Consider the following 21582-nt stretch of genomic DNA (forward strand, 5'->3'; position numbering starts at 1 on the left):
CGCACCGCCGCTCCCACGGTACAACAGCGTGGGAGCGGCGGTGCGCCGATGCGACTTGCCCCGCGATGGCGGTATCAAGGGGTACGATTACGCCGCGTCTCGATGATGTTGGGCAACTGCGAGATCCTGCCGAGCAAGCGCCCCAAGGCGTCCAGGCCAGGGATCTCGATGGTCAGCGACATCAAGGCGGTGTTGTCTTCCTTGTTCGAGCGGGTGTTGACCGCCAGCACGTTGATCTTCTCGTTGAGCAGCACCTGCGACACATCGCGCAGCAAACCCGGGCGGTCGTAGGCACGGATGATGATGTCGACCGGGTAGGTCTGCACCGGGATCGGCCCCCAGCTGACCTGGATCATGCGCTCCGGCTCCTTGCCCGCCAACTGCAGCACCGAGGCGCAGTCCTGGCGGTGAATGCTCACGCCACGACCCTGGGTGATGTAGCCGACGATGGCATCTCCCGGCAGCGGCTGGCAGCAGCCGGCCATCTGCGTTAGCAGGTTGCCGACACCCTGGATCTGGATGTCGTTGCGTTTGCCCGCACGGATGCCCCGCGCCTGGCGCGGGATCAGCTCGACCGGCTCCAGGCGCTCGGGTTCGAGCAACTGCTGGGCGGCGTTGACCATATGCGCCAGGCGCAGGTCGCCAGCGCCAAGGGCGGCGAACATGTCCTCGGCGGTCTTGACGTTGGCCTTCTCGGCCAGGCGCTCGAAGTCCACCTGCGGCAGGCCCAGACGCGACAGCTCGCGTTCGAGCAGGGTCTTGCCGGCGGCGACGTTCTGGTCGCGGGCCTGCAACTTGAACCAATGGACGATCTTGGCCCGGGCCCGCGAGGTGGTCACGTAGCCCAGGTTGGAGTTCAGCCAGTCGCGGCTCGGGCTGCCGTGCTTGCTGGTGATGATCTCCACCTGCTCGCCGGTCTGCAGGCTGTAGTTCAGCGGCACGATGCGCCCGTTGATCTTGGCGCCCCGGCAGTTGTGGCCGATCTCGGTGTGCACCCGGTAGGCGAAGTCCAGCGGCGTCGAGCCCTTGGGCAGGTCGATGGCGTGGCCGTCGGGGGTGAACACGTAGACGCGGTCCGGCTCGATATCGACGCGCAGCTGTTCGGCCAGGCCGCCGATATCGCCCAGTTCCTCGTGCCACTCCAGCACCTGGCGCAACCAGGAGATCTTCTCTTCGTAGTGGTTCGAGCTGGGCTTGACGTCGGTACCCTTGTAGCGCCAGTGGGCGCAGACGCCGAGCTCGGCTTCCTCGTGCATGCCATGGGTGCGGATCTGCACCTCGAGCACCTTGCCTTCGGGGCCGATCACTGCGGTGTGCAGGGAGCGGTAGCCGTTTTCCTTGGGGTTAGCGATGTAATCGTCGAACTCTTTCGGAATGTGCCGCCACAGGGTGTGCACGATGCCCAGCGCGGTATAGCAGTCACGCACTTCCGGCACCAGCACGCGCACCGCGCGCACGTCGTAGATCTGGCTGAACTCCAGGCCCTTGCGCTGCATCTTGCGCCAGATCGAATAGATGTGTTTCGCCCGGCCACTGATATCGGCGTTGACGCCGGTGGCCAGCAGCTCGTTCTGCAACTGGTTCATCACATCGCTGATGAAACGCTCGCGGTCCAGCCGGCGCTCGTGCAGCAACTTGGCGATCTGCTTGTACTGGTCGGGCTCGAGGTAGCGGAACGACAGGTCCTCGAGTTCCCACTTGATATGGCCGATACCCAGGCGGTGCGCCAGCGGCGCATAGATGTCGAACACCTCGCGGGCCACGCGCAGGCGTTTCTCGTCATCGGCGGACTTCACCGCCCGGATGGCGCAGGTGCGTTCGGCCAGCTTGATCAGCGCCACGCGCACGTCGTCGACCATCGCCACGAGCATCTTGCGCAGGTTCTCGACCTGCGCCTGGGAGCCGAGCACCAGCGACTGGCGCGGGCTGAGGCTGGCACTGATGGCCGCCATGCGCAGCACGCCGTCGATCAGCTTGGACACCACCGGCCCGAAGCGCTGGCCGACCTCGGCCAAGGTCACCTTGCCTTCGCGCACCGAACGATAGATGACCGCCGCCACCAGGGAGTCCTGGTCGAGCTTGAGGTCGGCGAGGATTTCGGCGATCTCGAGCCCCGCCTGGAAACTGGACGTGCCATCGGCCCAGGAATGCTTGGCCGGGTTGCCTTTCTTCTCGACCTCATGGGCAAACTCGCAGGCCTCTTTCAACCCCGGGCGATCGAGTTGCGAATCGACGCTCACCACATGATCGAGCCATGCCTCGAGATTGATACTGCCGTCGTTGTTGACCGGCTGGTGCACTCTCACCTGTACCATCTTTGCTTTACCTTTCCATACAGCGCACCACGCGGGTGCACTGGCTATCACCTGTGCGCCCCTCACTCCCTGAAGGCCGCACCAAGAGGGCCAGCCCGGCTAGCCCGCTTCGAATAACGCCATGGCCTCGACATGCGCCGTCTGAGGAAACATGTCGAGAATCCCGGCCCTTTTTAACCGGTACCCCTGCCCGACCAGCACTTGCGCGTCACGCGCCAGCGTGGCCGGGTTGCACGATACGTAGACCAGCCGTTTCGCACCCAGCCGGGCGATGCCCTGCACCACCTCGAAAGCCCCGTCGCGCGGTGGATCCAAGAGTACCGCAGAAAAGCCCTCGGCAGCCCATCCGGCGCCCGCCAAAGGCTGCGATAAATCGGCCTGAAAAAACCGTGCGTTATGCACATTGTTGGCGTCGGCGTTGGCCTCGGCACGGCTGACCATGGCCTGCACGCCCTCCACCGCCACCACCTCGCGCGCCTGGCGCGCCAGGGGCAAGGCAAAGTTGCCCAGGCCACAGAACAGGTCCAGGATCCGTTCGTGCGCCTGGGGTGCCAGCCAGGCCAACGCCTGCTGGATCATCAAGGTATTGACCTGGGCATTGACCTGGACGAAATCGCCCGGTCGCCAGGCCAGCTCCAGGCCCCAGGGCTCCAGGGCAAAGCCCAGTTGCGCCGTGGCCTCCACGGGTGCCGGCTCGCCCTCGCCCTGCAGCCACAACTGAGCGCCGGCTTCGCGGCAGAATGCCTCGAGCCGCGCCAGGTCTTCACTTGGCAATGGCGCCACATGCCGCACCAACACTGCCTCGGCGGTACCGCTGAACAGCTCCACATGCCCCAGCGCCTGCGGCTTGCTCAAGCTGCGCAACACGGTCGGCAGGTGGCGCATGATCGCCTGCAAGGGCTGTACCAGCACCGCGCAGTCGTCGATGGCAACGATGTCCTGGCTGGCCTCGGCGCGGAAACCGACCTCCAGCTGACGCACCTTGGTGTCCCAGCGTACCGCTACCCGCGCCCGGCGGCGGTAGCCGAATTCCGGTCCGCACAAGGGAACAGCCCACTCTTCGGGCTGCACGCCGGCCACCCGCTGCAGCTGCTCGGCGAGCAGGCGCTGCTTGAGTGCCAGCTGGCCGTCATGGGGCAGGTGCTGGAGGTTGCAGCCGCCACAGCGGGCGTAGTGTCGGCAGGGCGCTTCGCGGCGCTCGGCGCCGGCCTGGAATACCCGCTCCAGGCGCGCTTCGACCACCTTGCCGCGCGCGGCAAGCACCCGCACCTCGACGTCCTCGCCGCCCAGCGCGCCACTGACGAACCAGGTGCGGCCCTCGCTGAAGGCGATGCCACGGCCGTCACCGGCCACGCGCTCGATCAGCAGGCGCTGCTTCTTGCCTACCGGCACTTGTGCGGCACGATTGCCGCCGGCCGGCTGGAAACGCAGGCCGGAGTTGCTTTTCTTTCTGGACATCAGGTCGGATCGAACAGGCCGGTGGAAAGGTAACGGTCGCCGCGGTCGCAGATGATGGCGACCATCACCGCGTTCTCGACTTCACGGGACAGGCGCAGCATCGCCGCCACCGCACCGCCGGAGGATACGCCACAGAAAATGCCCTCTTCGCGTGCCAGGCGACGGGTGGTTTCCTCGGCTTCCTGCTGGGACATGTCGACCACGCGGTCGACCCGGGTGGCGTCGAAGATCTTCGGCAGGTACTCGTGGGGCCAACGGCGAATGCCCGGAATGGCCGAGCCTTCCATCGGCTGCAGGCCAATGATCTGTACCGCCGGGTTCTGCTCCTTGAGGTACTGCGAACAGCCCATGATGGTGCCGGTCGTGCCCATGGAGCTGACGAAGTGGGTGATCGTGCCCTGGGTCTGCTGCCAGATCTCCGGGCCCGTGCTGTTGTAGTGCGCGATCGGGTTGTCACCGTTGGCGAACTGGTCAAGCACCATGCCGCGGCCTTCGGCCTGCAGTTTTTCCGCGAGATCGCGGGCCCCTTCCATGCCCTCTTCCTTGGTCACCAGGATCAGCTCGGCGCCATAGGCGGTCATGGCTGCCTTGCGCTCGGCGGTGGAGTTGTCCGGCATGATCAGGATCATCTTGTAGCCCTTGATCGCCGCGGCCATGGCCAGGGCGATGCCGGTATTGCCGGAGGTGGCTTCGATGAGGGTGTCGCCGGGCTTGATCAGGCCACGCAGTTCGGCACGGGTGATCATCGACAACGCCGGACGGTCCTTGACCGAACCTGCCGGATTGTTGCCTTCGAGCTTGAGCAGCAAGGTATTGCTGGTGGTCCCGGCGATGCGCTGCAGGCGAACCAGCGGCGTATGGCCGACGCAGTCGGCGATGGTTGGGTACTGCAGGGTCATGGGCGTTTTCGCAATCCGGACGGCAGGGGCGCCTATCATACCGGCAAACCCGGCGCGGCCATATCACGCAATTGTCGGTGGTTATAGCGGGTAGCTATAAGCAGTTGTTCCCTGGCAGCGGGCTTGCCCGCGCTGGACCAACCGACGGCCCCGCTTCATGCGCAGGCAGGCGCATGCACAGGCGCAGGCCACGCTCGCCATTGACCGCCCACACCAGCCCGCCCTGGCGGCGGATCGCATTGCGGGCAATGCTCAAGCCCAAGCCGAAGCCAGCGTCCCCGGGCCGCGCCCCATCCAACCGGGAAAACGGCGCGAAGATCCGCTCGAGGTCTTCCTCGGCCACGCCACCGCCGTCGTCCTCCAGGTCAATACGCCAATACCCGCCTTCACGCCAGCCGCCCAGGCGCACCACACCCGCTTCGGGCGAGTGACGGATGGCGTTGCGCAGTATGTTCTCCAGCGCCTGGGCGAGGTCGTTGAGGCTGCCCCGCACCCAGCAGTCCGCCGGCAACGCACAGTGCAACCGCCCAGGTGCCCAGCCGCTTTCGTAACAGGCATTTTCGCTGAGCAGGTCCCACAGCGCCGGCACCTGGATCGGCTCCAGGTTCACCGGGGCGCGCTCGGCGTCCTGCCAGGCCAGTTGCAAAGTGTCCTCGACCAGCTGCTGCATGCCGTCCACCTCGCGGTGCAGGCGTTCGCGCAGGCGCTGCAGGTCGGTCTCGCCGTCGCAGGCCACGCGCAGGCGGCTGAGCGGCGTGCGCATCTCGTGGGACAGGTCGCGCAGCAACTGCTGCTGCAAGACCACGGTGCCCTGCAGGCGCTCGGCCATCTGGTCGAAGGCCCTGGCCAGTTCGCCCAGCTCGTCCTTGCGCCGCGTGGTGCGCGAATCAAGGCGCGCCGCCAGCTGATCGGCGCGCCAGGCGTTGGCCTGTTCACGCAATTGATTGAGCGGCACGATCAGCATGCGATACAGGCCGACGCACAGCAGCAGGGTAAATAGCCCGGGAATGATGCCGTTGGTGACGATGCGCCAGAACAACCGGTACTGGCCCGGGTTGAAGCGCTCCGGCAGCTCGATCACCAGCATGCCCTGCTCCGGCGCGCCGGGGAACGGCAGGCGCAACCAGGGCTGGCCGATACTGCGCCGGCTCATCGGCCAGTCGACGCCGCGCAGGCGGGTCAGACGCTGGGCCTGCCCGGCGGTGAGGTCGGCGCTGCCCAACGGCTGCAGGTCGCCATCGAGCACCCCCACCCAGCCTTGCTCGCGCCCACGCATCTCGGCCAGCCAGGCGTCGACACCCTCAGCGCCGCCGCTGCGCCAGGCCTGCTCCGCCTCGGCCGCGTAACCCCGCAGCACTTGACGCGCAGGTTCGGAAAGGAAGGCGTCCTGAGTCTCCATATGGCGACCCCAGCTGTAGCTGAGGCCGATCATCAGCAGGCAGAAGCCCACCAGCAGGACGGTCAGTTTCCAGAACAGCGAATGGCGATCGAGCACGGTTCAGTCGGCCTCGCCCACGCCGAACACATAGCCCTTGCCCCAGACGGTGCGGACCTGCCGCTCGTGATAGCCGATGGCCTTGAGCTTGCGGCGGATCTGGCTGACGTGCATGTCCAGGCTGCGGTCATGCCGCGAGTAGCCCCGCTGCAACACCTGCTGGTAAAGGAACGGCTTGCTCAGCACCTCGTCCTGGCTGCGATGCAGGGTGTCGAGCAGGCGGTACTCGCTGGGCGTCAGCCCGGCCCACTGGCCGGCGAGGCAGACATCGGCCGTCTGCTCATCGAAGCGCAACTGCCCCGCCGCCACCTCGCGCGGTGCCTGCGCCCGGCGCTCGAAGGCCACCCGGCGCAGGATCGCCTCGATGCGCACCCGCAGCTCGGCGAAACTGAAAGGCTTTGGCAGGTAATCGTCCGCGCCGCGTTCGAAGCCGCTGATACGGTCAGCCTCGGCCCCCAGCGCGGACATCAGGATGACCGGCGTGGCGCTGCGTCGGCGCAGGCTGGCCAAAGCGTCCAGGCCATTGAGGCCGGGCAGCAGGATGTCCAGCAGGACCAGGTCGAAGACTTGTCGTCCCGCCGCCTCGAGCCCCTCCAGGCCACTGCGGCACCAGGTCACCTGGAAGCCGCCACGGCGCAGCTCTTCGTGCAGATAGGCACCGAGCACGGGGTCGTCCTCGATGGCCAGGATGTTGGTGGCGTGAATAGCTTCAGGATGCATTGGCAACTGCCATCGATTCTCAGTTGCGTGATTATTGGGCAAGCGCTCCCGGCAAGGCAACCGTCGCCCGACTGACGCGCCATCGAACAGCCAGCCTCACTTGGCAAACAAAAGCCTTACAAATGCCTGCGGTGCGGAGTAACGTTCCCGCTGATGCGCGAACAGCGCTTTTCAAGGCACATGACAGGAGACAGGTGTGCTCGACCGTTTGGGAATCCGCAGCCGCGTCCTGCTGCTGGCCTTGCTCCCCGCCAGCCTGATGGCTCTGGTGCTGGGCAGTTACTTCACCTGGTTGCAACAGAGCGACCTGCGCACGCAGCTGCTGCAACGCGGCAAGATGATCGCCGAGCAGTTGGCGCCCCTGGCGGCGCCGGCCCTGGCCCGCCAGTCCCCGGCGCAACTGGAGCGCATCGCGGCCCAGGCCCTTGAGCAGGTCGACGTGCGCGCCGTGGCGTTCCTCGCCGCCGACCGCACGCGCCTGGCCCACGCCGGCCCCAGCATGCTCAACCAGCCGCCCAGCGGCGGCACCGGCACACAGTTGCTGCAACGCACGGGCAACGATGCCACCCGTTACCTGATGCCGGTGTTCGGCCACCACCGCGACCTGGCCACCGATGCCGTACCCGCCGAGGCCGAGCGTCTGCTTGGCTGGGTGGAGATCGAGCTGTCCCACGACGGCACGTTGTTGCGCGGCTACCGCAACCTGTTCACCAGCCTGCTGCTGATCCTCGCCTGCCTGAGCCTGACCGCGCTGCTCGCCCTGCGCATGAGCCGCACCATCAACGACCCGATCAACCGCATCAAGCACGCGGTCAACCAGCTCAAGGACGGCCACCTCGACGAACGCCTGCCAGCCATGGGCAGCCACGAGCTCGACGAACTGGCCGCCGGCATCAACCGCATGGCCGAGACCCTGCACAGCGCCCACGAAGAGCTGCAGCACAGCATCGACCAGGCCACCGAGGACGTGCGCCAGAACCTGGAAACCATCGAGATCCAGAACATCGAGCTGGACATGGCGCGCAAGGAGGCCCTGGAGGCCAGCCGCATCAAGTCCGAGTTCCTCGCCAACATGAGCCACGAGATCCGCACTCCGCTCAACGGCATCCTCGGCTTCACCCACCTGCTGCAGAAGAGCGAGCTCAGCCCGCGCCAGCTCGACTACCTCGGCACCATCGAGAAGTCCGCCGACAATCTGCTGGGGATCATCAACGAGATCCTCGACTTCTCCAAGATCGAGGCCGGCAAGCTGGTGCTCGACAGCATCCCGCTCAACCTGCGCGACCTGATCCAGGACACCCTGACCATCCTTGCCCCGGCCGCCCACGCCAAGCAGCTGGAGCTGCTCAGCCTGGTCTACCGCGACACGCCGCTGTCACTGGTCGGCGACCCGTTGCGGCTCAAGCAGATCCTCACCAACCTGGTGAGCAACGCCATCAAGTTCACCCGCGAAGGCACCATCGTCGTGCGCGCCATGCTCGAGGACGAGCAGGAAGACAGCGTGCAACTGCGCATCAGCGTGCAGGACACCGGCATCGGCCTGTCGCCGCAGGATGTGCGCACCCTGTTCCAGGCCTTCAGCCAGGCCGACAACTCGCTGTCGCGCCAGCCCGGCGGTACCGGCCTGGGCCTGGTGATCTCCAAGCGCCTGATCGAACAGATGGGTGGCGAGATCGGCGTCGACAGCACGCCGGGCGAAGGCTCGCAGTTCTGGATCAGCCTCAACCTGCCCAAGGCCCACGACGACACCGAGGAGCAACCCGCCCAGGCCCTGGTCGGCCGTAGCGTGGCCATCGTCGACGGGCACGACCTGGCCCGTCAGGCGTTGGAGCACCAGCTCGAGGACTGCGGCCTGGCGGTCAGCGTGTTCGCCTCCTGCGACCAGCTGCTGCAAGGCGTGCAGGCGGCAAGCCAGGCCGGTCAGCCGTTCGAGTTCGCCGTGCTCGGGGTCAACCTCGGCAGCCTGGCGCCGGAACAACTGGGGCAATACCACCAACAGCTCGAGCGCCTCGGTTGCCAGTGCGTGGTGCTGTGCCCCACCACTGAGCAGCCGCTCTACCACCCTTACCTACCCAACGCCCACGGCCAGTTGCTGGCCAAACCCACCTGCACGCGCAAGCTGCGTCGCCTGCTGCTGGAGCTGGTGCAGCCGCGCCGACCGGTGTGCGAGCAGCGCAGCAACGGCGGCCAGCGCATGCCCAAGCTGCTCTGCGTCGACGACAACCCGGCCAACCTGCTGCTGGTACAGACCCTGCTCGAAGGGATGGGCGCCGAGGTACTGGCGGTGAACAATGGCTATGCGGCGATGCAGGCCGTGCAGGACGAACCCTTCGACCTGGTGCTGATGGATGTGCAGATGCCCGGCATGGATGGCCGTGCCTGCACCGAGCAGATCCGCCAGTGGGAGGCCAGCCAGAGCGGTCCGCCCCTGCCCATCGTGGCCCTCACCGCCCACGCCATGGCCAACGAAAAGCGCGCCCTGTTGCACAGCGGCATGGACGACTACCTGACCAAACCGATCAGCGAGCGCCAGCTGGCCCAGGTGGTGATGAAGTGGACCGGTCTGAGCCTGGGTTCACCGCCACAGGAACGCCCCAGTGAGCGCCTGCCCGACAGCAGCGAGCTGAAGGTGCTCGACCCGGAGGAAGGGCTGCGCCTGGCCGCCGGCAAGCCGGACCTGGCGGCGGATATGCTGGCCATGCTCCTGGCCTCGCTGGAGTCCGACCGCGAGGCCATCCAGGCCGCCCGCGACGCTGCCGACCGCAATGCCATGATCGAGCGGGTGCACCGCCTCAACGGCGCCTCGCGTTATTGCGGCGTGCCACAGTTGCGGGCAGCCTGCCAGCGCAGCGAGACATTGCTCAAGCAGGACAGCCCCCAAGCGTTGCAGGCCCTGGACGAACTGGACCAGGCCATCAGCCGACTGGCCGAGCAGGCACGCGAAAGCGCCTGAATCCCCACAGGCACTTCAAGACTTGTGGGAGCGGCGTTGCGCCGATGCGACCTGCCCCGCGACAGGGCCGTCACAGATCAATACCCGATCTCCCTGACGGCCTAGACTGTTGCCGACTCACAGAAGGAAGCCGCCATGCGCGCCCTGTTGTTCAGCAGCCAGCACTACGACCAGGAAAGCTTCACCCGCGCCGCCAGCGCGGACGCCCTGGAGCTGCACTACCAGTCCGCCCGCCTGACCCTGGACACCGCCGCCCTCGCCCAGGGCTTCGAAGTGGTCTGTGCCTTCATCAACGACGAACTCGACGCGCAGGTACTGCAGCGCCTGGCCGCCGGCGGCACACGCCTGATCGCCCTGCGCTCGGCCGGCTACAACCATGTCGACCTGGCTGCCGCGCAGCGCCTCGGGCTCAGCGTGGTGCGCGTCCCGGCCTACTCGCCCCACGCCGTCGCCGAACATGCCGTGGCCCTGATCCTGGCCCTCAACCGCCGCCTGCACCGGGCCTATAACCGCACCCGCGAAGGCGACTTCACCCTGCACGGGCTGACCGGCTTCGACCTGCACGGCAAGACCGTTGGCGTGGTCGGTACTGGCCAGATCGGCGCGGCCTTCGCCCGCATCATGGCCGGCTTCGGCTGCCAGCTGCTGGCCTACGACCCCTATCCCAACCCTGAGCTGGTCGCCCTCGGCGCCCGCTACCTGGAGCTGCCCGAGCTGCTGCGCGAGGCACGCATCATCAGCCTGCATTGCCCGCTGACCGAGCACACCCGCCACCTGATCAACGCCCAGAGCCTGGCCCAGTTGCAGCCCGGCGCCATGCTGATCAACACCGGTCGCGGCGCGCTGGTCGACACCCCGGCACTGATCGACGCGCTCAAGAGCGGCCAGCTCGGCTACCTGGGGCTGGATGTGTATGAAGAGGAGGCGCAGCTGTTCTTCGAGGACCGTTCCGACCTGCCGTTGCAGGACGACGTACTGGCACGCCTGCTGACCTTCCCCAATGTGATCGTCACCGCCCACCAGGCGTTCCTTACCCGCGAGGCCCTGGATGCCATCGCAGCCACCACCCTGGACAACATCTCCCGCTGGGCGGCAGGCAATCCGCAGAATCTGGTCACGGGATGATGCTAGGATACGCGGCATTTCTGGAGGACCCATGGTCGAACACGATTTCCGCTACACCCTTTTCAACCCGCAACACACCCTGATCGAGTGCCGCGCGCTGGTACCGGGCCGCTATCAGGTCACCGGCAACGGCGGCTCGATCCAGAAAGGCGACGCACTGCTGGTTTCGCTCAAAGGCAGCAAAACCCTGTCCATGCGCCTGACCGTGGACAGCGTGCGCCACCTGATCAACCCCACCGGGCAGTGGGTGGCCGTGGCCCAGGGCCCCGTATTCAACGAACTGGAAATCCACGAGTGGCAGGTCAAGTGCGACGGCTGCGACGCGGTGCTGGACTTCGAGTTCGCCGCCGAAGCCAAGCTCGGCAAGAAGGGCCACGCCCCGGCAGCCACCGCCCGTGTCCAGGAGCTGGGCTGGGCCAGCCAGGGCGACAAGCACCTGTGCCCGCAGTGCCAGGAGCGCACCTGAGTGAAACAGCTGCTGACCGGCGTGCTGATCGCCACCGGCCTGATGGGCTGCGCGTCGCAACCTTCGAAGCTGCAGCAGGAGCAAAGCTACCTGCTGGAGTGGATCGGTGAACGCCCGCTGATCGACTACAGCCACCTGACCCTGACCCTGGCCAGCGATGGTCGTGCCTATGGCAATGCCGGCTGCAACCACTGGTTCGCGCCCTATACGCTGGACGGCGAGCACTTAAGCTTCGGCAAGGTCGGCAAGACCCGCAAGCTGTGCGCGCCAGCACTGATGGACCAGGAGAAACGCTTCCTGCAGGCGCTGGAGACGGTGCAGCGCTGGGACGTGTCGCCGATCGAGCAGATCCGCTTCTGGCCGGCCGAGGGCAAGCCGCTGCGGTTCTGGCCTGAGGAAGGCTGAAACCATCGCGGGGCAAGCCTGCTCCCACGTGGGAGCGGGCTTGCCCCGCGATGCTGGAACTCAGGCGCCGCCCTTGAGCGCCTTGATCTTCGCCTGCAGCCCTTCGAGCGTCTGCTCACCCATCAACTGCTCACGCACCTTACCCTTGTCATCGATGATGTAGGTCACCGGCAATGCCTCGCTGCGCGGCAGCTCGTAGCGCTCGGCCGGATCTTGCGCCAGCACGGTGAAACCGATGCCTAGGGTGTCGGCGGCGGCCTTGAGGTCGGCGCCCTGCAAGCCGTCGAAGTTCACCCCCAGCACCTTGATGCCCTGGGCATCCCACTGCTTCGCCGCCGCATTGAGCTCGGGGATTTCGGTACGGCATGGGCCGCACCATTCGGCCCAGTAGTTGAGCACCAGCCAGTGCCCCTCGATCTGCTGCGCCTTCACCGTATTGCCGTGCTGGTCCACGCCGTAGTCCGCACCGCAGCCGCCGAGCAGCAGGCTCGCGGTGATGGCCAGTGCAGCTGCCAAACGCCTTGCCATGGGTCAATCCTTCTCGAAGTTTTCAAGCATTGAAGTCGGTCGCTGCGGTTAGAATAGCCGCCACACCCCGCTGGATGCGACCCGTCATGACCGATCTGACCCTCTATCATAACCCGCGCTGCTCGAAATCCCGCGGCGCCCTGGAACTGCTCGAGGCACGCGGCCTGGCGCCGACCATCGTGCGCTACCTCGAGACCCCGCCGGACGCCGCCACCCTTGAACAGCTGCTTGCCAAGCTGGGCATCGGCGCACGCCAGCTGCTGCGCACCGGCGAAGACGAATACAAAGCCCTGGACCTGGCCAACCCGGCCCTGAGCGACGCTCAGCTGATCAAGGCGATGGTCGAGCATCCCAAGCTGATCGAACGCCCGATCCTGGTCGCAGGCAACAAGGCCGTGATCGGTCGCCCACCCGAGAAGGTCCTGGAGATCCTGCCGTGAGCGAACCCTACATCCTGGTGCTGTACTACAGCCGCCACGGCTCGACCAGCGAGATGGCCCGGCACATTGCCCGCGGCGTCGAAATGGCCGGCCTGGAGGCGCGCCTGCGCACCGTGCCGGCGATCTCCACCGAGTGCGAAGCCGTGGCCCCGGACATCCCGGCCAGCGGCGCGCTGTACGCCACCCTCGACGACCTGCGCCACTGCGCGGGCCTGGCCATGGGCAGCCCGACCCGCTTCGGCAACATGGCCGCGCCGCTCAAATACTTCCTCGACGGCACCAGCAGCCTGTGGCTGGGCGGCGAGCTGGTCGGCAAGCCGGCGGCGGTGTTCACTTCCACCGCCAGCCTGCACGGCGGCCAGGAAACCACCCTGCTGTCGATGCTGCTGCCGCTGATGCACCACGGCATGCTGGTCACCGGCCTGCCCTACAGCGAGTCGGCGCTGCTCGATACCCGCGGCGGCGGCACCCCGTACGGCGCCAGCCACCATGCCGGCGCTGACGGCAAGCGCGAACTGGACCAGCACGAGATCACCCTGTGCCGGGCCCTCGGCCAACGCCTGGCCAACACCGCCAAAGCCCTTGGTGGCCAGCGTGGCTAGAAAACCCAAGGTGCTGCCGCCGCTGGAGTGGCTCGCCCCACGCGTACGGCTGACCCGCGCCCTGAGCCTGGCCTGCTTCTTTGGCCTGATCGCCCTGCTGGTGGTGAACAACCTGTGGTTCGCCAACCTGCACGGGGCGCGGGTCGAGGTGATCCTGGCCATCGAGCTGATCCCGCTGCTGCTGTTGCTGCCAGGCATGCTGATGGGCAGCGCCCGGGCGCATGCCTGGACCTGCTTCGTGGTCAATATCTACTTCATCAAGGGCGTGCTGGCGGCGTTCGACCCCGCGCGGGCGGTGTTCGGCTGGGTCGAGGTGCTGGTGAGCCTGGGGCTGTTCGTCAGCGGTTTGCTGTTCGTGCGCTGGAGGTTCCAGCAGGAGCGGCGCCTGGCGGGCGAAGGAAGCTAAACGCCATCGCGGGGCAAGCCCGCTCCCACGCCCATTCCCGCAATTGGGAAAGGGCGTGGGAGCGGGCTTGCCCCGCGATTGCATTACCGCTGATCTCAGTAGTTGACGGTATGCGCCAGCATCACCGACAGCTGGCACAGCGGCCGGCCGCTCTCTTCATGCCACTGATTGAACGCCTGCTGCACCAGTGCCAGGTCACGCAGGCTGGTCGGCGGCTTGTCGATGATCTTCTGGGCGATCAATGCCGCAGCCATGTCGTCGGTGGGGATGAAGGTATCCTTGCCGACCATGCGCAGGAAACGCGGCGCCGACAACCCGCCCAGCTGGTTGCCATGCTTGGCCAGGTACTTCCACAGCCCGACGATATCGGTCGCGGGCCAGTCGGCGATGAACGCGCCGAAACTGCCCTTCTCCTTGGCCACGTCGAGGATCATCTGCGCATTGCGCGGCACGCTCTTGAGCTTGCCCAGGTGACGGATGATGCGCTCGTCCTGCATCAGCCGCTCCAGGTGCTCGGCGCCCATCAGCACCACTTTTTCCGGGTCGAAGCCAAAGAACACCTGCTCGAACGCCGGCCACTTGGCATCCACCAGGCTGTGCTTGAGCCCGGCACGGAACACGCGCAGGGCCAGGGTCGACAGGTAGCGGTCGTCAGTGATGTCGCGCAGCTGCGCGGGGGTGCGCGGCTGCGGCAGGAAGGCTTCCAGCGCCTGCGCCGAACCGAAGCGGTTCAGGCAGTATTCATGCAACCACTGGTAGTCGCGCATAAGGTCAGATGTTCAGCACGTCGAGGAAGCGCGGAGTGGCGCTCTCGTCGATCTTCAGGCTGGTGAAGTCGAACAGGTTGCGGTCGGCCAGCTGCGACGGCGCGACGTTCTGCAGGGCGCGGAAGATGCTCTCGGTACGGCCCGGGTGCTTGCGCTCCCACTCCACCAGCATGTCCTTGACCACCTGGCGCTGCAGGTTTTCCTGCGAGCCGCACAGGTTGCACGGGATGATCGGGAATTCCTTCATGTCCGAATAGGCCTGGATGTCCTTCTCGCTGCAGTAGGCCAGCGGGCGGATCACCACGTTGCGGCCGTCGTCGGCGCGCAGCTTCGGCGGCATGCCCTTGAGCGCGCCGTTGAAGAACATGTTGAGGAAGAAGGTCTCGACGATGTCGTCGCGGTGGTGCCCCAGGGCCATCTTGGTCGCGCCGATCTCGTCGGCGAAGGTGTACAGGGTGCCGCGACGCAGGCGCGAGCACAGCGAGCAGGTGGTCTTGCCCTCGGGCACCAGCTCCTTGACCACCGAGTAGGTGTCCTTCTCGACGATGTGGTACTCGACACCCAGTTCCTTGAGGTAGGCCGGCAGCACGTGCTCGGGGAAGCCCGGCTGCTTCTGGTCCATGTTCACCGCCACGATCTCGAACTTGATCGGTGCCACCTTCTGCAGGTGCAACAGAACGTCGAGCATGGTGTAGCTGTCCTTGCCGCCGGACAGGCAGACCATGACCTTGTCGCCATCCTCGATCATGTTGAAGTCGGTGATGGCTTCGCCGGCGAGACGACGCAGGCGTTTTTGCAGTTTGTTCTGGTTGACCGAGAGGGTGCCCATAGCGCTTGGATCCGCGAGGTGTGACAAAAGCCGGCTATTTTACGCACAAACCGGGCGGCGCAGTAGGTGAATCCGATAAAGACTTCAAGGGAATCAGCATCGCGCCTGACAGCGCAATTTGCTCTAAAAAGCCGGTTTTGTGCCGGGATCCGCTTCCTATACTGCGACATAAGGCCACATTGGCGCAGCACCTGGTGTCCTGGCCTCGGGCCATAGGCGCTCCATCCGGGGGGCGTTTGGCAACGACGATAGGAGTGACCCGTATGATTCATCACGTTGTTGGCTTGTTCACCCACCCCGACCAGGAGTGGCGGGAGATCCGTGGCGAGGACGAAAGCATCAGCCACATGTACCTGACGCACACGCTGATCCTGGCGGCGATTCCCGCCGTGTCGGCGTTTATCGGCACCACCCAGGTCGGCTGGGTGATCGGCGAGCGGCCAGCGGTGATGCTGACCATGGAAAGCGCCTTGTGGATGAGCATCATGTCGTACCTGGCGATGCTCGCCGGCGTGGCGGTGATGGGCGCCTTCATCCACTGGATGGCACGCACCTACGACGCCAACCCGAGCATGGCGCAGTGCATCGCCTTTGCCACCTACACCGCCACCCCGCTGTTCATCGGCGGCCTCGCGGCGCTGTACCCGCACCTGTGGCTGGGCATGCTGATCGGCACGGCGGCGATCTGCTACACCGTGTACCTGCTGTATGTCGGCTTGCCGACGTTCATGAACATACCGTCGGATGAAGGCTTCCTGTTCTCCAGCTCCGTGCTGGCGGTGGGCCTCGTGGTTCTGGTGGCGATCATGGCCGCGACCGTGATCATCTGGGGACTGGGCGTGGGGCCCGTCTACACCAACTGAACGCATACCAACCAGATCCAACCAACACTGGGGCATCACCGAGGCCGCCGCAAGGCGGCTTCGTTTCGTGTGCCTGACCGGCGGCTCGGCAGCCGGCCTTTGCCTGCGGCATAATGCCAGGTCAGGAGAACTACCCCGCCATGCCCGAGCTGCTCAGACAACGCGTCGAAACCTGTTACCAGCAAGCCGAAACCTTCTTCAAACGCCCCTTCCCGCGCCCGCAAGTCAGCTTCAAGCTGCGCGGACAGAAAGCCGGCGTCGCTCACCTGCACGAGAACCTGCTGCGCTTCAACCTGCAGCTGTACCGCGAGAACGCCGAGGACTTCCTGCGCCAGACCGTGGCCCACGAGGTAGCGCACCTGGTGGCCCACCAGCTGTTCGGCGAGCGCATCCAGGCCCATGGCGAGGAATGGCAGCTGATCATGCGCGGGGTGTACGAGCTGCCGCCGAACCGCTGCCACAACTACGAAGTGCAGCGGCGCGTGGCGACACGCTACATCTACCGTTGCCCTTGCCCGGAAAGCGATTTTCCGTTCACCGCCCAGCGCCACAAGCTGGTGCGCCAGGGGCGGCGGTACCTGTGCCGACGGTGTCGGGAGATATTGGTGTACAGCGGTGAGACCCGGGTCGAGTAGGCACCACGGCAAACTCGACAGGACACTAGATGTCAGCGGAGCAAATACTCAGCCTTGAAGTGTGTCACGCCAACCAGCTGGATCTCGAAATCAGGGTGGAGACTGCCTCGAACATTGCCTGACAGCAGTTCATTCTCGAACCGCAGCTGGCCTTTTTCGGTAAAGGCCGCATCGCCAATAAAGGTGAAACCGGCAAGTCCGCAGGACTTCGCCAATCCACGCAGATCGATGCGATCACCCACGACACCATTGAAGTCGCTGACAATGTCCCGCTGCCTGCCGATACCCATGTCGGCCAACCTGGAAAACACGAACAGGTCGGCACCTCGGCCACCGCTCAGTACATCGGCGCCCTGCCCGCCCTCGAGCAGGTCATCACCCTTGCCCCCTACCAGCACATCGTTACCGCTATCGCCGATCAGCACATCGGCGTTATCGCCACCGCACAGGTAATCGGCGCCCTTGCCTCCATCCAGCACATCACTCCCCTTGCCGCCGAGCAGGATGTCATCCCCTTGACCGCCTTCCAGCACATCGTGCCCAGCGTGACCTCTGATCACATCGTCCTTGAGTCCGCCAACCAGGCGGTCACTACCGTTGCCGCCTTCCAGCAACATCTCGGATTTGGCTTTTGCATCACTGGCTTTGATCATTACCTGAGCTCCCTGTACTGCATGAAATGAACGTGCTGCGAAGCGGCTGTGTGGTTCGCGGCAGCCTCGCAGCAAGGTCAAATCTAACGACCGCCGAATGTCAGCATCAGGTACTTATTTATATGCACAGGGTATGAAGTGCCCATTGGCATGTAGGACATGCCAACAAAAAAGCCCATCCGAAGATGGGCTTTCCTTGCACTACAGGCGTTCGATCAACGCGCCGGGCCTTCGGCCACGCCCAGGTCGTCGGTCGGACGGGTGTCGATCAGCGGCGAGCCGCCGGACGCCAGTTCCGCCTGCAGGGTGTCGGTGTCCAGCTCCTTGACCCACTTGGCCACGACCACGGTGGCCACGGCGTTGCCGATCAGGTTGGTCAGGGCGCGGGCTTCGGACATGAAGCGGTCGATACCCAGGATCAGCGCCAGGCCGGCAACCGGCAGGTGGCCGACGGCCGACAGGGTGGCGGCCAGGACGATGAAGCCCGAACCGGTCACGCCAGCGGCACCTTTGGACGCCACCAGCAGCACCAGCAGCAGGGTGATCTGGTGAGTGATGTCCATGGTGGTGTCGGTGGCCTGGGCGATGAACACCGCGGCCATGGTCAGGTAGATCGAGGTACCGTCCAGGTTGAACGAGTAGCCGGTCGGGATCACCAGGCCAACCACCGATTTCTTCGCGCCCAGGCGCTCCATCTTGGCCAGCATGCGCGGCAGGGCCGACTCGGAGGACGAGGTGCCCAGCACGATCAGCAGCTCTTCACGGATGTAGCGGATCAGCTTGATCACGCTGAAGCCGTGGGCGCGGCAGATACCGCCCAGCACCACCAGGACGAACAGGATGCAGGTGATGTAGAAGCAGGCCATCAGGTAGCCCAGCTGCACCAGCGAACCCACGCCGTACTGGCCGATGGTGAAGGCCATGGCGCCGAAGGCGCCGATTGGGGCCAGCTTCATGATCATGTTGATGATGTTGAACATCACATGGGCGAAGCGGTCGATCAGGTCCAGCACCGGCTTGCCGTAGCTGCCCAGGCGGTGCAGGGCGAAGCCGAACAGTACCGAGAACATCAGCACTTGCAGGATATCGCCGTTGGCGAATGCGCCAACCACGGTGTTGGGGATCACGTTGAGCAGGAAGCCCACGGTGGTCTGCTGCGCGCCGGCGGCGGCGTAAGCGGCCACGCTGCTGGCGTTCAGGGTGCTGACGTCGACGTGCATGCCGGCGCCCGGCTGGACCACGTTGACCACGACCAGGCCGATGATCAGGGCGATGGTGGAGACGACCTCGAAGTACAGCAGCGCGTAACCGCCAGTCTTGCCGACCGACTTCATGCTTTGCATGCCGGCGATGCCGCTGACCACGGTGCAGAAGATGATCGGCGCGATGACCATCTTGATCAGCTTGACGAAGCCGTCACCCAAGGGTTTGAGGGCTACGCCGGTTTCCGGGTAGTAGTGGCCGAGCAGGATACCGATGGTGATCGCGACGATCACCTGGACATACAGCGATTTGTACAGCGGCTGACGAGTCGTCATGGCTAGTTTTTCCTCAAGTGGGCCGGCGCATCCTTCCCAGGATGTCGGGGCACCTGAATCGCGAACCCTCCTGTACCCGGAGGGATTTGTCGTTGTGTTCGAGTGCCTGGGCAGGCCTCTGCCAGGTGAATAGCAAGGGCGATGCCAAAGTGCCCGCTCGAGGTGCACAGCCAATGATTACAGGGTGTGAATGCCCCGGGACGGGGCGAATGATCACGTAGGAAATGGCGGATTTCCGCCCGATGGCGGAAATCGTACAGGGCGGGTTGGCGGGAATCCGCCTCAGTGGTACTCAGTGGGCGGTGCGTGGGAGCGGGCTTGCCCCGCGATGGGGCCGGCACGGGATGGCACCGGCTTCGCCGGTATCGCGGGGCAAGCCCGCTCCCACGCACCGCCCGCTGCACTGGAAAGGCATAATCAATCGAGTCGGAAAGCGATACGGAACGCAGCCCCACCCAATTCGGAGTCGCCAAGGCTCAATTCGGCGTCATAGCTATCGATGATGTCCTTCACCACCGCCAGGCCGATCCCCTGCCCGGGATGCTGGCGGTCCAGCCGCTCGCCGCGTTCGAGAATGCGCTCACGCTGGTCGGGCGGCACCCCCGGGCCATCGTCCTCGATCCACAACTCCAGCTGCCCCGGTGCCTCGCGCAGGCTGACCCGCACCTGCCCCAGGCACAACCGGTAGGCGTTCTCCAGCAGGTTGCCGAGCAGTTCAAGCAAGGCGCCCTGCTCCATCGGCACCCGCGCATCAGCCGGGAGATCGAAGCCGACCTCGACGCGTTTGTCGCGATAGACCTTGGCCAAGGTGCTGCACAGGCTGTCGAGCAATGGCTTGAGCTCGACCTGGTGCTTGACCAGGCCGCTCTTGCGCAGGCTGGCTCGTTGCAATTGGTAGTCGATCTGCTGGCTCATGCGCTCGATCTGGCTTTGCAGCACCCGCGCCTGCTCGCGGTCGCCCTGCTCCATGCTCTCGCCCACGCCCTGCAGCACCGCCAGCGGGGTCTTCAGGCTATGGGCCAGGTCGTCGAGCGAGTCGCGGTAGCGCTGGCGCTGCTCGCGCTCGCTGCGCAGCAGGCGGTTGAGCGAGCCGGTCAGGCGCAGCAGCTCGCGTGGGTGCTCGCGACTCAATCCATCCCTGGCGCCGCTCTCCACGTCGTCCAGCTCGGAACTGAGCCGGCGCAGCGAGCGCAGGCCCCAGGTCAGGCCGGCCCAGAGCAGCACCATCAGCGCCAGCAGCGCCGCGCCGAAGCCGAAGTAGAGTTTCTCGCGCAGGCCATTGAGGGTGTCCTGGTATTCGCGCACCGGTTGCAGGGCGACGATGCTGAACGCCGCGCTCTTGCCGCCGAGCAACTTGACCTCGACGTCGTAGACGAAGAACTCGTCGCCGTCGTCCTGGTGGATGCGGGCGAACTCATTGCCGCGCCCGTCATAGCGCGGGTGGTAGTTGATGTTGCGGTTGCGCGTGGCCCGCGACTGCCACACCAGCGTGCCCTGGCGGTCGAAGATATAGCCGAGCAAGCCTGTATACGGCAGGTTGAAACGCTCGTCCGGCAGCAGCGCCGGCATCTGCAACTGGCCATGCTCGATGCGCGCAGCGGAAATCAGCGTGGTCACGTCCGAGGCCAGGCGCTGCTCGATGGACTCCTGCAAGGCCAGGCTGAAAGCCTTCTGCAACGCCGGCAGCAGCGCCAGCATGAACAGCAGCGCCAGCAACGCCGCCGCCAGCATCAGGCGCACCCGCAGCGAACGGATCATCGGCAGCGCTCGGTGAACAGGTAGCCCAGGCCACGCACGGTGTCGATCGGCTTGAAGCCATTGTCGCCCTCGAGCTTGCGGCGCAGGCGGCCGACCAGTACCTCGATGACGTTCGGGTCGCGCTCCTCGTCGTCCGGGTACAGCTGCTCCATCAGCCGGTCCTTGGCCACCACCTGCTGGTGATGACGCATGAGGTATTCGAGGATGCGGTATTCGTAGGCGGTCAGCGCCAGCGGTTGCTCGTCCAGGATCGCCTGCTTGCGGTTGAGGTCGAGCACCAGCGGGCCGGCGGCGATGGTCGACTGGGTGAAGCCGCTGGAGCGGCGCAGCAAGGCGTTCAGGCGCGCCTCCAGCTCTTCGAACTGGAACGGTTTGACCACGTAGTCGTCGGCGCCGGCAGCCAGGCCCTCGACCTTGTCCTGCCAGTTGCCCCGGGCGGTGAGGATCAGGATCGGGAAGGTCTGGCCGAGGTTGCGCAGCTGGCGGATCAGGTCCAGCCCGCTCATGCCCGGCAGGCCCAGGTCGATCACCGCCAGGTCGTGGTTGTACTGCTCGGCCTGGTACAAGGCTTCCTCGGCGTTGGCCACCGCCTGCACCACATGGCCGCCTTCGCCCAGGCGGGTGAACAGGTGATGACGCAGCAGCGCCTCGTCCTCGACCACCAGCAATTTCATGTGGATCTCCTTTCAATTTGCAATGCCTGTACCGGCCTCATCGCGGGGCAAGC

General features: G+C 65.6%; 21 protein-coding genes. 9 read left to right on the forward strand and 12 right to left on the reverse strand.

The window, feature by feature from the left end:
- Positions 1-74: 74 nt before the first annotated feature.
- From relA to ABZO33_RS15285, 5 genes are all read right to left on the reverse strand, one after another.
- The gene (relA, locus tag ABZO33_RS15265; protein WP_401106380.1) at positions 75-2315 is read right to left on the reverse strand and encodes a GTP diphosphokinase; all 2241 of its coding nucleotides are present in this window, start codon (positions 2313-2315) and stop codon (positions 75-77) included.
- Between the two features lie 99 nt (positions 2316-2414).
- The gene (gene rlmD, locus ABZO33_RS15270) at positions 2415-3773 is read right to left on the reverse strand and encodes a 23S rRNA (uracil(1939)-C(5))-methyltransferase RlmD (RefSeq protein WP_414536709.1); all 1359 of its coding nucleotides are present in this window, start codon (positions 3771-3773) and stop codon (positions 2415-2417) included.
- Positions 3773-4672 (reverse strand): cysteine synthase CysM, encoded by a 900-nt coding sequence (gene cysM / locus ABZO33_RS15275; RefSeq protein ID WP_414536710.1) that lies wholly within the window; start codon positions 4670-4672, stop codon positions 3773-3775. The genes rlmD and cysM overlap by 1 nt, the downstream gene beginning before the upstream one ends.
- Positions 4673-4766: 94 nt before the next feature.
- Positions 4767-6167, reverse strand: a complete 1401-nt coding sequence (locus ABZO33_RS15280; RefSeq protein ID WP_414536711.1) for a histidine kinase sensor domain-containing protein — start codon at positions 6165-6167, stop codon at positions 4767-4769.
- A gap of 3 nt (positions 6168-6170) precedes the next feature.
- Positions 6171-6887, reverse strand: coding sequence for a response regulator transcription factor (locus tag ABZO33_RS15285; RefSeq protein ID WP_414536712.1), 717 nt, complete (start codon positions 6885-6887; stop codon positions 6171-6173).
- Between the two features lie 196 nt (positions 6888-7083).
- On the opposite strand from ABZO33_RS15285, the gene ABZO33_RS15290 reads away from it, so the two are divergent.
- The 4 genes from ABZO33_RS15290 to ABZO33_RS15305 all read left to right on the forward strand — a co-directional run bounded on the left by ABZO33_RS15290 (position 7084) and on the right by ABZO33_RS15305 (position 11836).
- Positions 7084-9840, forward strand: coding sequence for a response regulator (locus ABZO33_RS15290; protein ID WP_414536713.1), 2757 nt, complete (start codon positions 7084-7086; stop codon positions 9838-9840).
- A gap of 135 nt (positions 9841-9975) precedes the next feature.
- The gene (locus ABZO33_RS15295; RefSeq protein ID WP_414536714.1) at positions 9976-10965 is read left to right on the forward strand and encodes a 2-hydroxyacid dehydrogenase; all 990 of its coding nucleotides are present in this window, start codon (positions 9976-9978) and stop codon (positions 10963-10965) included.
- A gap of 31 nt (positions 10966-10996) precedes the next feature.
- Positions 10997-11431 (forward strand): hypothetical protein, encoded by a 435-nt coding sequence (locus ABZO33_RS15300; RefSeq protein WP_414536715.1) that lies wholly within the window; start codon positions 10997-10999, stop codon positions 11429-11431.
- Positions 11432-11836: an META domain-containing protein gene (locus tag ABZO33_RS15305; RefSeq protein ID WP_023632210.1), complete on the forward strand. Its 405-nt coding sequence runs from the start codon at positions 11432-11434 to the stop codon at positions 11834-11836.
- 60 nt (positions 11837-11896) lie between these two features.
- Here ABZO33_RS15305 and ABZO33_RS15310 read toward each other — a convergent pair whose 3' ends face one another.
- Complete coding sequence (locus ABZO33_RS15310; protein ID WP_414536716.1) at positions 11897-12364, reverse strand: TlpA disulfide reductase family protein; 468 nt, start codon at positions 12362-12364, stop codon at positions 11897-11899.
- An 86-nt stretch (positions 12365-12450) separates the two neighbouring features.
- On the opposite strand from ABZO33_RS15310, the gene arsC reads away from it, so the two are divergent.
- The 3 genes from arsC to ABZO33_RS15325 are packed head-to-tail and all read left to right on the forward strand — an operon-like array spanning position 12451 to position 13812.
- On the forward strand, positions 12451-12804 hold the full coding sequence (gene arsC, locus ABZO33_RS15315) for an arsenate reductase (glutaredoxin) (protein WP_414536717.1): 354 nt from the start codon (positions 12451-12453) through the stop codon (positions 12802-12804).
- The gene (gene wrbA, locus ABZO33_RS15320; protein ID WP_046854520.1) at positions 12801-13406 is read left to right on the forward strand and encodes an NAD(P)H:quinone oxidoreductase; all 606 of its coding nucleotides are present in this window, start codon (positions 12801-12803) and stop codon (positions 13404-13406) included. Before arsC ends, wrbA begins: the two co-directional genes overlap by 4 nt.
- Positions 13399-13812 carry a DUF2069 domain-containing protein gene (locus tag ABZO33_RS15325; protein ID WP_414536718.1) on the forward strand — a complete coding sequence of 138 codons (414 nt, stop codon included), beginning with the start codon at positions 13399-13401 and terminating at the stop codon, positions 13810-13812. Before wrbA ends, ABZO33_RS15325 begins: the two co-directional genes overlap by 8 nt.
- A 95-nt stretch (positions 13813-13907) precedes the next feature.
- Here the strand turns inward: ABZO33_RS15325 and ABZO33_RS15330 are convergent, their stop codons facing one another.
- Positions 13908-14579, reverse strand: a complete 672-nt coding sequence (locus ABZO33_RS15330) for a DNA-3-methyladenine glycosylase I (RefSeq protein WP_414536719.1) — start codon at positions 14577-14579, stop codon at positions 13908-13910.
- 4 nt (positions 14580-14583) lie between these two features.
- The gene (gene ttcA / locus ABZO33_RS15335; RefSeq protein WP_023630777.1) at positions 14584-15408 is read right to left on the reverse strand and encodes a tRNA 2-thiocytidine(32) synthetase TtcA; all 825 of its coding nucleotides are present in this window, start codon (positions 15406-15408) and stop codon (positions 14584-14586) included.
- A 263-nt stretch (positions 15409-15671) separates the two neighbouring features.
- Between ttcA and ABZO33_RS15340 the strand changes: the two genes are divergently transcribed.
- Together ABZO33_RS15340 and ABZO33_RS15345 are read left to right on the forward strand one after the other, a co-directional pair.
- The gene (locus tag ABZO33_RS15340) at positions 15672-16271 is read left to right on the forward strand and encodes a Yip1 family protein (protein WP_023630778.1); all 600 of its coding nucleotides are present in this window, start codon (positions 15672-15674) and stop codon (positions 16269-16271) included.
- A 140-nt stretch (positions 16272-16411) separates the two neighbouring features.
- Positions 16412-16906, forward strand: a complete 495-nt coding sequence (locus ABZO33_RS15345; RefSeq protein WP_217866869.1) for a SprT family zinc-dependent metalloprotease — start codon at positions 16412-16414, stop codon at positions 16904-16906.
- Positions 16907-16938: 32 nt separating this feature from the next.
- Here ABZO33_RS15345 and ABZO33_RS15350 read toward each other — a convergent pair whose 3' ends face one another.
- The 4 genes from ABZO33_RS15350 to ABZO33_RS15365 form a co-directional block, all read right to left on the reverse strand.
- Positions 16939-17559, reverse strand: a complete 621-nt coding sequence (locus ABZO33_RS15350; RefSeq protein WP_414536720.1) for a calcium-binding protein — start codon at positions 17557-17559, stop codon at positions 16939-16941.
- A gap of 215 nt (positions 17560-17774) precedes the next feature.
- Positions 17775-19097 carry a dicarboxylate/amino acid:cation symporter gene (locus ABZO33_RS15355; protein WP_414536721.1) on the reverse strand — a complete coding sequence of 441 codons (1323 nt, stop codon included), beginning with the start codon at positions 19095-19097 and terminating at the stop codon, positions 17775-17777.
- Positions 19098-19514: 417 nt separating this feature from the next.
- On the reverse strand, positions 19515-20855 hold the full coding sequence (locus tag ABZO33_RS15360; RefSeq protein WP_414536722.1) for an ATP-binding protein: 1341 nt from the start codon (positions 20853-20855) through the stop codon (positions 19515-19517).
- Positions 20852-21529, reverse strand: coding sequence for a response regulator (locus ABZO33_RS15365; RefSeq protein WP_414536723.1), 678 nt, complete (start codon positions 21527-21529; stop codon positions 20852-20854). The genes ABZO33_RS15360 and ABZO33_RS15365 overlap by 4 nt, the downstream gene beginning before the upstream one ends.
- Between the last annotated feature and the right edge of the window lie 53 nt (positions 21530-21582).

Origin of the sequence: Pseudomonas sp. CAM1A, assembly GCF_047501685.1 — a bacterium.
Lineage (GTDB): Bacteria > Pseudomonadota > Gammaproteobacteria > Pseudomonadales > Pseudomonadaceae > Aquipseudomonas.